At 36.8% G+C, this 13047-nt stretch carries 12 protein-coding genes and 1 pseudogene; 7 read left to right on the top strand and 6 right to left on the bottom strand.

Annotated features, from left to right (window positions below; translation table 11 throughout):
• Window positions 1-21: 21 nt before the first annotated feature.
• Window positions 22-807 carry an ABC transporter ATP-binding protein gene (locus tag JG537_RS01980; protein ID WP_199542953.1) on the bottom strand — a complete coding sequence of 262 codons (786 nt, stop codon included), beginning with the start codon at window positions 805-807 and terminating at the stop codon, window positions 22-24.
• Window positions 808-1000: 193 nt separating this feature from the next.
• Between JG537_RS01980 and JG537_RS01975 the strand changes: the two genes are divergently transcribed.
• The 5 genes from JG537_RS01975 (at window position 1001) to JG537_RS01955 (ending at window position 7069) form a co-directional block, all read left to right on the top strand.
• The gene (locus tag JG537_RS01975; protein WP_199542951.1) at window positions 1001-2923 is read left to right on the top strand and encodes a sugar MFS transporter; all 1923 of its coding nucleotides are present in this window, start codon (window positions 1001-1003) and stop codon (window positions 2921-2923) included.
• A gap of 166 nt (window positions 2924-3089) precedes the next feature.
• A complete protein-coding gene (locus JG537_RS01970; protein WP_199542949.1) occupies window positions 3090-4421 on the top strand; it encodes a hemolysin family protein in 1332 nt (443 codons plus the stop codon).
• 74 nt (window positions 4422-4495) lie between these two features.
• A complete protein-coding gene (pflA, locus tag JG537_RS01965; RefSeq protein WP_199542947.1) occupies window positions 4496-5284 on the top strand; it encodes a pyruvate formate-lyase-activating protein in 789 nt (262 codons plus the stop codon).
• A 60-nt stretch (window positions 5285-5344) separates the two neighbouring features.
• Window positions 5345-5986: a hypothetical protein gene (locus JG537_RS01960; protein WP_199542944.1), complete on the top strand. Its 642-nt coding sequence runs from the start codon at window positions 5345-5347 to the stop codon at window positions 5984-5986.
• A 150-nt stretch (window positions 5987-6136) separates the two neighbouring features.
• Window positions 6137-7069 carry a manganese-dependent inorganic pyrophosphatase gene (locus tag JG537_RS01955; RefSeq protein ID WP_199542941.1) on the top strand — a complete coding sequence of 311 codons (933 nt, stop codon included), beginning with the start codon at window positions 6137-6139 and terminating at the stop codon, window positions 7067-7069.
• Window positions 7070-7118: 49 nt separating this feature from the next.
• Here the strand turns inward: JG537_RS01955 and yaaA are convergent, their stop codons facing one another.
• Window positions 7119-7850, bottom strand: a complete 732-nt coding sequence (yaaA, locus tag JG537_RS01950; protein ID WP_199542939.1) for a peroxide stress protein YaaA — start codon at window positions 7848-7850, stop codon at window positions 7119-7121.
• Between the two features lie 108 nt (window positions 7851-7958).
• Between yaaA and JG537_RS01945 the strand changes: the two are divergent.
• Window positions 7959-8475 (top strand): annotated as a pseudogene (locus tag JG537_RS01945) (YiiX/YebB-like N1pC/P60 family cysteine hydrolase).
• Window positions 8468-9124 (top strand): DUF1803 domain-containing protein, encoded by a 657-nt coding sequence (locus JG537_RS01940; protein ID WP_199542936.1) that lies wholly within the window; start codon window positions 8468-8470, stop codon window positions 9122-9124. Before JG537_RS01945 ends, JG537_RS01940 begins: the two are co-directional and overlap by 8 nt.
• 120 nt (window positions 9125-9244) lie before the next feature.
• Here the strand turns inward: JG537_RS01940 and JG537_RS01935 are convergent, their stop codons facing one another.
• The 4 genes from JG537_RS01935 to JG537_RS01920 are packed head-to-tail and all read right to left on the bottom strand — an operon-like array spanning window position 9245 to window position 13034.
• A complete protein-coding gene (locus tag JG537_RS01935; RefSeq protein ID WP_199542933.1) occupies window positions 9245-10246 on the bottom strand; it encodes a FecCD family ABC transporter permease in 1002 nt (333 codons plus the stop codon).
• Window positions 10243-11265, bottom strand: a complete 1023-nt coding sequence (locus JG537_RS01930) for a FecCD family ABC transporter permease (RefSeq protein WP_132869119.1) — start codon at window positions 11263-11265, stop codon at window positions 10243-10245. Before JG537_RS01930 ends, JG537_RS01935 begins: the two co-directional genes overlap by 4 nt.
• A 34-nt stretch (window positions 11266-11299) precedes the next feature.
• Entirely contained in the window at window positions 11300-12232 is a 933-nt protein-coding gene (locus tag JG537_RS01925) for an ABC transporter substrate-binding protein (RefSeq protein ID WP_132869120.1), read from the bottom strand.
• Window positions 12233-12251: 19 nt separating this feature from the next.
• A complete protein-coding gene (locus JG537_RS01920) occupies window positions 12252-13034 on the bottom strand; it encodes an ABC transporter ATP-binding protein (RefSeq protein ID WP_132869121.1) in 783 nt (260 codons plus the stop codon).
• Window positions 13035-13047 lie beyond the last annotated feature (13 nt).

Here is a 13047-nt window from a genome sequence, read left to right as displayed (position 1 = left end):
TAAGGTCATAGAGGTTTTTCGTTATTTAAATTCAGGTTTGATGTAAATACGTTCATCACCAAGAGGGACAATTGATACGGTTTGATCATAAAAATCAGATAAGATATCTTCTGTTAGGACTTGGTCTTTTGGACCTTGGGCAATGATATTCCCTTTTTTGAGAAGTAGAACGTGGGTAAATGAGCGAGTAATTTCTTCTGCATGGTGTGTGACGTAGAGAATTGTTGGAGCTTTTGGAAGATTGGTGATTTGTTCAATTTGTCGAAGCAATTTTTCACGTGCAAAAAGGTCAAGTCCACTAGTTGCTTCATCAAGAATTAAAATTTCAGGTTCTTCCATCAAACTACGTGCAATAAGAAGTAGTTGTTTTTCACCTTGTGAAAGGCTAGCGTAGATACGGCCAAGAAGGTGTTCACCACCAATTGAAATCAACATTTGCTTAGCTTCATTGAGTTCTTTTTCACCATATTGAGTGTAGAGAATGCTTGACTTGTATTTCCCAGTTAGGACGATTTTTTCAGCAAGCATGTGTGGAGATAGTCGCTCAGCGATGAATGAGCCGACGATACCAATTTTTGTACGCATGTTGCTAATATCTGTTCCTCCAAATTTATTTCCTAGAACTTCAACACTACCGTCGCTTGTCCAGTATTCTGCAGTGATGAGTTTGAGAAGAGATGTTTTACCTGAACCATTGAGACCTAAGATTGCCCAGTGTTCTCCTTTATTAACTTCCCAAGTTAGGTTATTTAAAAGCGTTTTGTTCTGTCGTTTAAGGGTGACGTTTTTTAAAGCAATTTGAGTCATGAGGAACCTCCGTAATCTGTTTGATAGTTATTATAACATTTTTCAGAAAATTCAGATATTTATTTCTGAAATAGTTTGAGAATATAAACTAAAAGTTAGTAAAACTTTACTAAAATTCATTGACTTTATTCAGGAAAGCGTTTACTATATTCTTGTAACAAAAAAACAAAGTTGTTAGAAGAAGGAGATTTTTATGAATCAAGCGACTCATTCAAATAAAGATTTGAAAAAATCTGCAGCTACCTCACGCATTTCATATGCTTTTGGTGCATTTGGTCATGATATTTTTTACGCGACCCTATCAACATACTTTATCACCTTTATTACCTCACACTTATTTAATACGGGTGATGCGGCGCAAAATAATCGCATGGTTTTATATATTACTCAAATTATTGCAGGTTTGCGTATTGTTGAATTGATTATTGACCCTTTTATTGGAAACATGATTGACAATACCAAGACACGCTGGGGTAAATTCAAGCCTTGGGTAGTAGCTGGTGGAACAATTAGTTCAATTGCTTTATTGATTTTATTTACAGATATGGGAGGACTCAATAAGACTAATCCAGTGCTTTACTTGATTATCTTTGCCTTTATCTATATTACGATGGATATTTTTTATTCTTTTAAAGATATTGGCTTTTGGTCAATGGTTCCAGCTTTGTCATTTAGCTCAGAAGAACGTGAAAAAACAGCAACCTTTGCTCGTATCGGTTCAACAATCGGTGCAAATATTGTTGGTGTTGTCATTATGCCAATCGTTCTTTTCTTCTCACTAAATCGTAACGGTGGTGCTGGTGATAATCATGGTTGGTTCTGGTTTGCCTTTATCGTTGCTTTACTAGGTGTTTTGACTGTGTTGGCTGTTGCTTTTGGAACACATGAAATTGAATCAGACCTTCGTAAAAATACTGAAAAAACAGGCTTTAAAGATGTTCTTAAAGTTTTGACTAAGAACGACCAATTGATGGCTATTGCTTTATCATATGTTTTGTATACAACTGGTATTAGTATTTTAAATGCTTCTGAATTGTATTACTTTACTTACATTTTAGGGCACGCTGCTCAATTTTCTATTTTAGGAACTATTAATACCATCGTTGGTTTGCTTTCAGTGTCGCTTTTCCCACAGTTGGCTGGAAAATTGAATCGACGTAATCTTTTCTTTGCATGTATTGCGGTCATGCTTTGTGGTATTGGATTATTCTCTGTAGCAGGAACTTCACTTGCTTTGGTTTTAATTGCTGCTGAGTTGTTCTTTATTCCACAACCGCTTGTTTTCCTTGTTGTCTTGATGATTATCACAGACTGTGTTGAATATGGTCAATGGAAACTCGGACATCGTGACGAAGCCTTGACTTTGTCAGTTCGTCCTTTGTTGGATAAATTTGGTGGTGCTATTTCAAACTTAGTTATTGGTGCAGCAGCAGTTGCGGCTGGAATGACAACTGGTGCTACAGCTGATTCTATTACAAAAGCGGGTGCCATTTCTTTCAAACTTCATGTTTTTGCTTTGCCATTTGTTTTGATTGTTCTAAGTAGTCTTGTTTTCTTCTTCCGTGTCAAATTAACCGAAGAAAAACACGCTGAAATTGTCGAAGAACTTGAACGTACTTGGGGTCATGAATTCATCGATGATAAAGTTGAAACAGATGGTGGTCTTAGCATCTCTGCTCCAATTTCTGGTGAACTTCTTGCTTTGTCACAAGTAGTTGATCCAGTCTTTGCCAGTGAAGGTCTCGGTAAAGGTTTTGCTATTAAGCCTAGCGATGGTTGTGTCTATGCTCCATTTAATGCTATAGTTCGTCAAGTCTTTACGACTCGTCATGCTGTTGGTCTTGTCTCAGAAGATGGTATCGTCTTATTGATTCACATCGGTATTGGAACGGTTAAACTAAAAGGAACTGGTTTTGTTTCTTACGTTGTTGAAGGTGAACATGTTAAAAAAGGAGATAAATTAATTGAATTCTGGGATCCAGTAATTCAAAAAGCAGGCTTAGATGATACCGTTATCGTCACAGTAACCAATTCACATGTCTTTAATGACTTTGTGATCAAACCAACACCAGGTACAAGCTTACAAGCTGGTGATACAGTTCTTACTTTGAAATAAAAGGAAAAAGGAGCTCAGTTCAAAGAACTGGGCTTTTTTATTTAATAGAAGAAAGTAATAGTATTTGTTTGATACTTTACATAGAAAATATGCTATAATGTAGTCACTGTATAAGAATAGATGTAGGCTAGAATGCCTACCGATATAGAAGAGGAGTAAGATTTATATGGAAGACCCGAGTCAGAATTTAGTTTTTCAATTTGTTTTATTATTAATTTTGACTTTGTTTAATGCCTTTTTCTCAGCATCTGAGATGGCACTTGTTTCTTTAAATCGTTCACGTGTTGAACAAAAAGCAGAAGAAGGAGATAAAAAATATATCCGTCTTTTGTCTGTTCTAGAAAAACCGAATAACTTTTTATCAACTATTCAGGTTGGTATTACCTTTATTGGTCTTTTGCAAGGGGCTAGTTTGTCTGCTTCACTTGGTAGTGTGATTGCCTCTTGGTTTGGTGGTTTTGTGTGGGCAAAAACGGCTGGTAGTGTGATTTCTCTTGTCTTTTTGACTTACATCTCAATTGTTCTTGGAGAACTTTATCCAAAACGTATCGCAATGAACCTTAAGGAAAATTTAGCGGTTGTTTCAGCTCCAGTGATTATCCTTATTGGTAAAATTGTTAGTCCTTTTGTGTGGTTGTTGTCAGCTTCAACCAACCTTTTATCACGTATCACACCAATGCAGTTTGATGATGCTGATGAAAAAATGACTCGTGATGAGATCGAATACATGTTGTCAAATAGTGAGGAAACATTGGATGCAGAAGAAATTGAAATGCTTCAGGGGGTCTTCTCACTTGACGAATTGATGGCGCGTGAAGTCATGGTACCAAGAACGGATGCTTTCATGATTGATATTAATGATGATACTCAAGAAAATATCCAAGAAATTTTGAAAAAACACTTCTCACGTATCCCGGTCTATGATGATGACAAGGATAAGATTATTGGTGTTCTTCATACGAAACGTCTGCTTGATGCTGGTTTCCGTGATGGATTTGACAATATTGTTTTACGTAAAATTTTACAGGAACCTTTGTTTGTCCCAGAAACTATTTTTGTTGATGATTTGTTACGTCAATTACGAAACACTCAAAATCAAATGGCAATCTTACTTGATGAATATGGTGGGGTTGCAGGGATTGTCACACTTGAGGACCTCCTTGAAGAAATTGTCGGTGAAATCGATGATGAAACTGATAAAGCAGAGCAATTTGTTCGTGAGATTGGTGAAGATACTTACATTGTTTTAGGAACAATGACTTTGAATGATTTTAATGATTACTTTGACCTAGATTTAGATAGCGATGATGTTGATACTATTGCTGGGTTCTATTTGACAGGTGTTGGTAACATTCCAAGTCAGGATAGTCGCGAAACGTTTGAAGTTGATTCAAAAGAAAAACATATTGCTTTGACAAATGATAAAGTAAAAGATGGTCGAGTGACAAAATTGAAAGTTATTTTTTCTGATATAGAACAGAGTATTGAAGAAGACTAAGCTTGACTTAGTCTTTTTTCTTTGGAAAATGGTATAATGAAAATTAGAAAAACGGTTACAAAGGATGATAGAAAATGACTGAAATTGACTACGGAAAAGTGACAGGGATGATTCATTCAACAGAAAGCTTTGGATCTGTTGATGGTCCTGGTGTTCGCTTTGTCATTTTTATGCAAGGCTGCAAGATGCGTTGCCAATATTGTCACAATCCCGATACTTGGGCATTAGAGACAAATAATTCACGTGAACGCACTGTAGACGATGTATTGGCAGAAGCTTTGCGTTATAGACATTTCTGGGGTGATACAGGTGGTATCACAGTTTCAGGAGGGGAAGCGATGCTTCAGATTGACTTTGTTACAGCGCTATTTACCAAAGCAAAAGAACTGGGAATCCATTGCACCCTTGATACATGTGGGTTTACTTTTCGAGATACACCAGAATACCATGAAATTGTTGATAAATTGTTAGCTGTTACTGACCTTGTGCTTTTGGATTTAAAAGAAATCAATCCTAAACAACATATTGTTGTAACACGTCAACCAAATACCAATATTTTAGCTTTTGCGCGTTATTTGTCTGATAAGGGAGTTCCAGTATGGATTCGTCACGTTTTGGTTCCTGGTTTAACGGACTTTGATGATGATTTAATCGAATTAGGTAAGTTTGTAGCAACGCTTAAAAATGTTGATAAGTTTGAAATCTTACCTTACCATACCTTAGGCGAATTCAAGTGGCGTGAATTGGGAATTCCTTATACCCTTGAAGGCGTCAAACCGCCAACGAAAGAACGTGTCCAAAATGCAAAAGACCTTATGCACACTGAGTCTTATACGGAATACATGAAACGTATTCATCACTAGACAGTATGACTATTGACATTAAGATGAATCTTTGATAAGCTCTATCACAAGGTGGACACTATGAACAGTTACAAAGTTTTAAAATTTGACGATCAGTTCGTTTATTTGACACAAGATGGTAAAATAAAAAAGTTAGCGCGTGACTTATTTGATTTTGATATTACATTAGGAGATAGAGTGGATTATATCCAAGACGGTGATATTGTTTTGGTGATGCCAAGTCAAGAAGAAATGGATTTGAACAGTGATAAATCTGTTAAATCAGGTCTTTTACAAGGTATTTTGAATCTTTTCTTGGAAACTTTATCTATTCATAATAATGATTTAGGAAATCTTAAAAAGATTTTTTCACAGCTACTAGTGACGCTATTTATGGCCTGGAGTTTGCTGGGTGTTGTTGTGATTGAATTATTACTCTTACTTGAGTCATTGATTACTTTTATTTGGCGCTTGCTTGCTAAAGGCATTAAAAATCTACATATTGTGGATAATAGTCGAAAATTTATGGCTTATCGTAAGAGACAAGAAGCTATCAGAAATCAAGAAAATCGTGAGGAAGAAGAGCGTCTTTTGCGCCTTGCTTTAGAACAGGAAAAGTATGGTAAGAAGGATGATATATCTGAAAAAGCTTCAGAAATTAGTGCCACTATTTCAGAAAATCCTCATGATGATTCTGCAAAAGAGATAAAAGAAAATGAATAAAAATGAAAGCATTTTTATCATCAACTGCTGAGAGTTGCTGATAAAGGTGCTTTTTTTGCAGGAATAATGCGGGAAAAGCGTCTGCTAGTTTTGCTATCTCCCTTAAATTTTGCTAAAATAAGAATAAATAATTATTATGAGGTAAAAAACATGTCTAAAATTTTAGTTTTTGGTCACCAAAATCCAGACTCTGATGCGCTTGGTTCATCAATCGCATACGTATACTTGAAACGTGAACTTGGTGTAGATGCTGAAGCTGTTGCTCTTGGAACTCCAAATGAAGAAACAACTTTTGCATTGAACTACTTTGGTGTAGAAGCACCACGTGTTGTTGAATCAGCTAAAGCAGAAGGTGCTGACCAAGTTATTTTGACAGACCACAATGAATTCCAACAATCAATCTCAGATATTCGTGACGTTGAAGTTGTTGAAGTGATTGACCACCACCGTGTTTCTAACTTTGAAACTGCTAACCCACTTTACATGCGTTTAGAACCAGTTGGTTCAGCTTCATCAATTGTTTACCGTCTATACAAAGAAAACAATGTTGTTATTCCTAAAGAAATGGCTGGATTGCTTTTGTCTGGTTTGATTTCAGATACACTTCTTCTTAAATCACCAACAACTCACGCAACTGACCCAGCTGTTGCTGCTGACTTGGCAGAAATCGCAGGTGTTAACCTTGAAGAATATGGTTTGGCATTGCTTAAAGCTGGTACAAACTTGGCAACAAAATCTGCTGAAGAATTGATTGATATCGATGCAAAATCATTTGAACTTAACGGAAACCAAGTTCGTGTTGCACAAGTTAACACAGTTGACATCAACGAAGTTCTTGAACGTCAATCAGAAATCGAAGCTGCTATGACAGCTGCAATCTCTGCTAACGGTTACTCTGACTTTGTTCTTATGATTACTGATATCCTTAACTCAAACTCAGAAATTTTGGCACTTGGTGCTAATATGGATAAAGTTGAAGCTGCCTTCAACTTCAAACTTGAAAACAACCACGCATTCCTTGCTGGTGCAGTTTCGCGTAAAAAACAAGTTGTCCCACAATTGACTGAAAGCTTCAACGCTTAATTAATTGGCAACATAAAATAAAAAAGGCGACATTTGTTAGTCGTCTTTTTTATTCCCCATTTCGGATAAAGGTGAGTGTTTTGTCGTCTGAATGGTCTTTGGAAAATACGAAACCATCGAAAGTTAATGTTTTGATGGCATCAAGCGTTTTAATTTGTTTTTCAGCCATTAGTGAGACCAAACGACCACGTCCTTTTTTAGAAATGGTTGAGTGAACTTTTGGCTTTCCGTTTCTATTTTCCATAAAGACAATTTTAACCATGCGTTTGCGGATATTTGGAGAGAAAACTTGCTCAAATTCTGATGATAGGAGTGAAATGATAAGGTCATCTTCTTGAACTTGTTCATCATATGATTTTCGCCAGAATTGTTTCAATGAGGTACCATTGATTTTGAGATTGCCTTGAAAATCAAGGCGATGTGGTGCGATTAACGTCATGGGACTGATTAAACCGTATAAGGCAGTAGCGATACGAAGATGGTTATCAAGATAATGTCGCTCCGCTTCGGTTACCTGAGTTCGTTTCATATACCGATACATGAGACCGTCATATAATAGCCATGCGGGATAGTTTTTGGCTTGTTTACCCGCTAGACGTTGCCAACGTGTCCATTCTTGGTCAGCTTTACTTAAATTGATTTTGTAGAAATTAGCCAAATTTTCGGCGGGGTATTCTTGTAAGGTTTTGAGCACTACTTGGCTCTTGGCAGATAATGGTTGGCTTGGAAAAGCATCTTGGTTGGTATGTAATTCTTTGGCGTTAGGAATTAATATTTTCATACTGGCATTATAGCATAGACCTCAAAAGTTCTTCAAAGATAAAAACTTATTAAAAGTGAAGCTTATCTTCTTATAGCAGTCATTCTTGTTTTTTGTTACAATGAACATATGAAATTACGAGAATTGCAAGCTGGTGATTTGCTCTTTATGCGTGGAAACCAAGAGATGTCGCAAGCTATTCAGGAGGCAACAGGGCAGTATAGTCATGTTGGCATTTATATTTAATCAGATGATTTATCATGCGACCAAGGATAAAGGTGTTATTAAACAGCAGTTAAGGGAATTTTTGAAAACGAAGCAGCATAGGATTTTTGTTTACCGTTATCCTAGGATTAAGGCTGAGCAGGTTCAGGCAGCAGCGGAGCATTTGCTGGGCAGACCTTACAATCACAGTTTTTATCCGGATAATGGTTGCTATTATTGTTCACAGTATATCGCAGAAATTTTACCGATTTTTGAAACCATTCCAATGCAATTTGGGGATGATAAGCATACGATTTCTGATTTTTGGCAGTTTTACTATGAGCAGCTTGGTCTTGCTGTACCGTTAAACAAAGCAGGGACGAACCCTAGTCAGCTATCGCAATCAGAGTATTTACACTATTTAGGAGAATTACATGATTAAGATTTTTAATCCAGATAAATTAACACGTCAAACTTTTTTTAAGGATTTGGCTAATTTTCTTTACCAGACAGATGATGTGACCTTACGTCAAATCAAAGCCAATTTTCAAGATGTGCCAAAGATTGATCGCTTGATTGAAGAATATGTCCAAGCAGGCTACATTGTTCGTGACAATAAACGTTATACAATTGGTTTTGACTTACTAAATTCTTTAGAAACTATTGACTTAGACAGTCAGATTTTTGTAGATGACCAAAGTGCTATTTATGATGAGTTGATGGCATTATCTTTTGAGACACGTCTGACTAATGAGACTAACGATTTGGTACTTATTGAAAAAACAAGCATTGCTAGAAGCGAATTAACGCTTGCAAATTATTTTTTCAAATTAGCTGATAATTTACCAATGTCTGAAGCGCAAGAGCCTTTATTTGACTTACTTGGAGATGTTAATCCACAGTACGCCTTGAAATACATGACAACTTTTCTTTTGAAATTTGCTAGAAAAGACGAAGTCGCACAAAAACGACCTGATATTTTTGTGGAAGCTTTGGAAAAATTGGATTATATCCGAAAAAATGATCAAGGTAAATACCAATTAAATATGAGCTTTGATAAAGAAACTCTAGTTTTTACAAGTAAAGATTAAAAAAACTGTCCAGTGGACAGTTTTTTCACGAGCCAAGAAATAGAAGAGCGAGTTAAGTCCAGTGGACAGTTTTTTTCACGAGCTAAGAAATAAGAAAGCGAGTTAGGTCCAGTGGGCAGTTTATGCTGTTTTTATCATGAGATAAAGGAAATAAGGTGCTCCAATTACTGAGATGATAATTCCTGTTGGAATACCTGTTCCAACAAGTAAGCTACGCCCAATAGTATCTGCGATGAGAAGTAGTATCATTCCAGTGAGCATACTAGCTGGTAAGATGAGGCGATGATCGTTGCCAAGTAAGCGGTGTGTGATATGACCAGCTAGTAGTCCGACAAAAGTAATATTACCAACTAAAACCACACTAAGTGCGGCTAAAGTTGTTGATAAGATGAGTGTCCAAAGGCGCTCATTTTTTATATTAAGTCCAAGTGTAATGCTTGTTTCTTCACTGAACATCATCATGTTAAGACGATAACTGCGCCAGTAAGTAATTCCCCAAGTGATGATTAATAAAGGTGTAAAAATCACCAAGATTTGCCAGTTACCACCAGTTACCTTACCACTTAACCATGAGACAATATACTCAGTTTTACCAATGTCAAGATTTGCAATAATAGAAACCATGATACCTGAGAGCAGGCTTGATATTCCCACACCTGAGATGATTAACCGTATTGGACGAATCGGTTGATGCCTTTGATAAGAAACGGCGTATACTGTGCAGATGGTTAACAGAGCACCAAGTATAGCTAAGAAAGGCATTAGTGCAAGGCTAGCTGGATTTGTGATATCTAAGACACCTACCATTATCGCAATGACCAATCCAGCCCCAGCATTAATCCCTAAAATCCCAGAGTCGGCCAGTGGATTTTTAGTAAGTGTTTGTAGCAAGACGCCTGCCATGGCAAGTGAGCCACCACCAATCATACAGGCTAAAATTCGAGGAAGTCTAATTTTCAGAACAATCAAAGACATAGTGGCGTCTGATTGGCCTAAAAAGACCTCGATAACTTTAATAAAAGATGTATTAGCATAGCCTATTGATAAGGAACAGAGAAAAACGAGCAGCAAAATAAGGAGAAGAAAAGCGAATTGGCTAATCCATCTTGTTTGAAATTTCATAGATGTTCCCCCTTTCGGACTAACCAAAGAAAGCAAGGTAGCCCAACGATACTGATAATAGCACTAAGAGGAGTTTCAGCTGGTGGGTTGATGGTACGGCATACTAAATCCACCCAAAGCATAAAAGTGCTACCAGCAAATGCTGTTAAAGGAAGAATTATACGATAATCTCTAGCCACAAACATCTTGATAAAATGAGGAATGATAAGCCCTACAAAAGCAAGACTTCCAACAAGAGCGACGGCAGCAGCAGATAAGATCAGGACAATGCTGAGAAGACTAATAGTGACAGTAAGTGTTCTCTGTCCTAACGATTTAGCGACTGTTTCATTGAGACCTAAAATGGTCAACTGGTGAGCCATTAGCTGTGCTAGTAGCAAACCAATAATAATGAAAGGTGCAATAATTGCAAGCATTCTCCAATTGGTCTGCGCTAGTCCACCTGCTTGCCAACCAATCACTGCTTTTGATAAATCAAAATATAGTGTTAGAGCTTGTCCAAGAGATGAAAAAAGAGTTGAAATCATAGCCCCTGCTAAAATAAGTCGAACTTGCTGATATCCCTTTTGGGGATGATAGGCAATACCGAAAATCAGACAAGCAGCAATACCTGCTCCAAGGAGACAAAGTATCAGAATTAGGCTGTAGTGCATGCTACCGAAAATAGCATAACCAGCAATCAAGGCTAATCCAGCTCCAGCATTAATGCCAAGGAGCCCTGGATCGGCAATGGGATTTCGAGTAACCCCTTGGATAATACTACCTGCTTGAGCCATGGCTGCTCCAACTAAAATAGCAGCGATTGTTCTCGGTAAGCGCAAATCAAAAATGACATCTTGCAAACTAGAATCAGTTAATGGTGTTTTTAAAACACTCAAAAGTTGTTTGTTTGAATAAGAAATAGCACCAAAACGTAGGCTCAAGTACCAGCCTAGAAGAAAAAAGATACTAATGCTGAAAAAAACAAGCCAAGTTTGACTTGGCTTATTTTTCTGAATAAGAAGGTACGGTTGTTTCATTGTATTTCCTTTTCAGAGAAATGATTGAAAATTATCAACTGTTAGCTTTTTTGATAGCTGATATAAAAGCTTCCAATTGTTTGTCGAGTGACATTGGGTCAGAGAAGTAGAAGAGATTTTCGTCAACTTCAAGAGCTTTTTGATTTTTAACAGCTGGGATATTTTTCCAAATATCACTTTCTTTTAGTGAAGCAGCGGCTTCCTTGGTATCTTTGCTAACATTGAGAACAAGATAGTCACCAGTATAATCGGCAAGAACTTCTTGTGAAATACCAAACCAACCAGCTTTGAAAACATCATTTTTTACTTTTTCTGGGGCTGTATAACCTAGTGAGTCATAAATCAATTCTCCACCACGTCCCCAGTTATTACCGTAGAGGTAGATATTTTTATCATAGAAATCCATAACAGTAAAGCTGGTTGATGGATCAAGGTATTGTGATAGCTCTTCTTTAGCTTTGGCTGTTTTAGTTTTCCAGTTATCAAGCCATTTTTTAGCTTTGTCTTCTTTACCAAAGACTTTTCCTAGGTTTGTCATCATTTCTAAGTAATCACTTTTACCATATTCAATAACCAAAACAGGAGCAATCTCTTTTAGCTCTTTGAGGTGTTCATCAGTTGAAAAGGCGATGATGAGGTCTGGTTCTTGAGCAGCGATAGCTTCGGTGTCATCTGAAGTTAATTGAACAGCATCTTTCAATTGGTTACCAAAAGCTGGGCTATTCTTTTCTAAATCTAGTGAATAACTAGACACATTAACTCCTAATTCAAGAAGATAGCCAGTATAAGAGTAAGCAAAGTTGACAACTTTTTTAGGATTTTTAGGAATATCCCCCTGGTAAGAAAATCCTGTTATTTTAGGCATGCTTGATAGTTCTGTACTATCTGAAGTTGATGAGTTATTTTGACAAGCAACCAGCATAAGTGTTGCTAGAAATGTTGTTAAAGCGACAAAAAACTTTTTCATGTCTAAGTTCTCCTGATATTTATGTGAGCTGATAAGTCAGCAAAATAGGACAGTTGTGAATAGGATCTTGAACGATCTGTGCCTCGATGCTAAAAATATCTCTTAAAATATCAGTTGTCATAACCTCTTCAACCTGACCGTGATATTGAATAGCACCGTTTTTCATGGCAATTAAGTTATCTGAAAAACGTGCCGATAAATTCAAATCATGTAAGACCATAATGATAGTTTTACGGGTTTCTTGATTGAGTTTTTTGAGTAATTCTAAAATTTCCAATTGATGATTCATGTCTAGATAAGTTGTAGGTTCATCAAGAAAAATTGTCTCTGTATCTTGGGCTAATGCCATAGCAATCCAAACACGTTGGCGCTGACCTCCTGAGAGAGCATCGACTTTTTCATTGGCAAGGTCAGTGATTTTTGTCATTTCCATTGCCCAGTTAATTTTAGCTTTATCATCGTTACTTAGTTGTCCAAAATACTTTTGGTGAGGAAAACGGCCGTATGATACAAGTTCATAAACTGTAATGCCTTCAGTAGCTTCAAGTACTTGTGGGAGCAAAGCTATTTTTTTAGCAATTTCCTTAGTTGGTAAATCAGCAATAGCTTTACCATCAATCAAAATTTGACCAGATTTTACTGCCTGAATACGTGTTAAGGCTTTTAGTAAAGTGGATTTACCGCAGCCATTAGCTCCAATGATAGTTGTGATTTTACCGTTAACAATATGAGTCGACAAGTCTTGAATCACAGATTTATCATCATAAGAGATAGAAATGTTTTCAGCACGAATTTCTGACATAACAGACCTCCTT

The organism is Streptococcus vicugnae (assembly GCF_016461705.1).
Classification (GTDB): Bacteria; Bacillota; Bacilli; order Lactobacillales; family Streptococcaceae; genus Streptococcus; species Streptococcus vicugnae.
Note: the sequence above shows the minus strand (reverse complement) of the source record. Positions and strands in the feature narration are given on the sequence as shown.

What these genes read in the sequence shown, in the direction of transcription:
- JG537_RS01980 (WP_199542953.1), bottom strand. Translation starts at nt 807, where the DNA reads ATGACTCAAATTGCTTTAAAAAACGTCACCCTTAAACGACAGAACAAA.
- JG537_RS01975 (WP_199542951.1), top strand. Translation starts at nt 1,001, where the DNA reads ATGAATCAAGCGACTCATTCAAATAAAGATTTGAAAAAATCTGCAGCT.
- JG537_RS01970 (WP_199542949.1), top strand. Translation starts at nt 3,090, where the DNA reads ATGGAAGACCCGAGTCAGAATTTAGTTTTTCAATTTGTTTTATTATTA.
- pflA (WP_199542947.1), top strand. Translation starts at nt 4,496, where the DNA reads ATGACTGAAATTGACTACGGAAAAGTGACAGGGATGATTCATTCAACA.
- JG537_RS01960 (WP_199542944.1), top strand. Translation starts at nt 5,345, where the DNA reads ATGAACAGTTACAAAGTTTTAAAATTTGACGATCAGTTCGTTTATTTG.
- JG537_RS01955 (WP_199542941.1), top strand. Translation starts at nt 6,137, where the DNA reads ATGTCTAAAATTTTAGTTTTTGGTCACCAAAATCCAGACTCTGATGCG.
- yaaA (WP_199542939.1), bottom strand. Translation starts at nt 7,850, where the DNA reads ATGAAAATATTAATTCCTAACGCCAAAGAATTACATACCAACCAAGAT.
- JG537_RS01940 (WP_199542936.1), top strand. Translation starts at nt 8,468, where the DNA reads ATGATTAAGATTTTTAATCCAGATAAATTAACACGTCAAACTTTTTTT.
- JG537_RS01935 (WP_199542933.1), bottom strand. Translation starts at nt 10,246, where the DNA reads ATGAAATTTCAAACAAGATGGATTAGCCAATTCGCTTTTCTTCTCCTT.
- JG537_RS01930 (WP_132869119.1), bottom strand. Translation starts at nt 11,265, where the DNA reads ATGAAACAACCGTACCTTCTTATTCAGAAAAATAAGCCAAGTCAAACT.
- JG537_RS01925 (WP_132869120.1), bottom strand. Translation starts at nt 12,232, where the DNA reads ATGAAAAAGTTTTTTGTCGCTTTAACAACATTTCTAGCAACACTTATG.
- JG537_RS01920 (WP_132869121.1), bottom strand. Translation starts at nt 13,034, where the DNA reads ATGTCAGAAATTCGTGCTGAAAACATTTCTATCTCTTATGATGATAAA.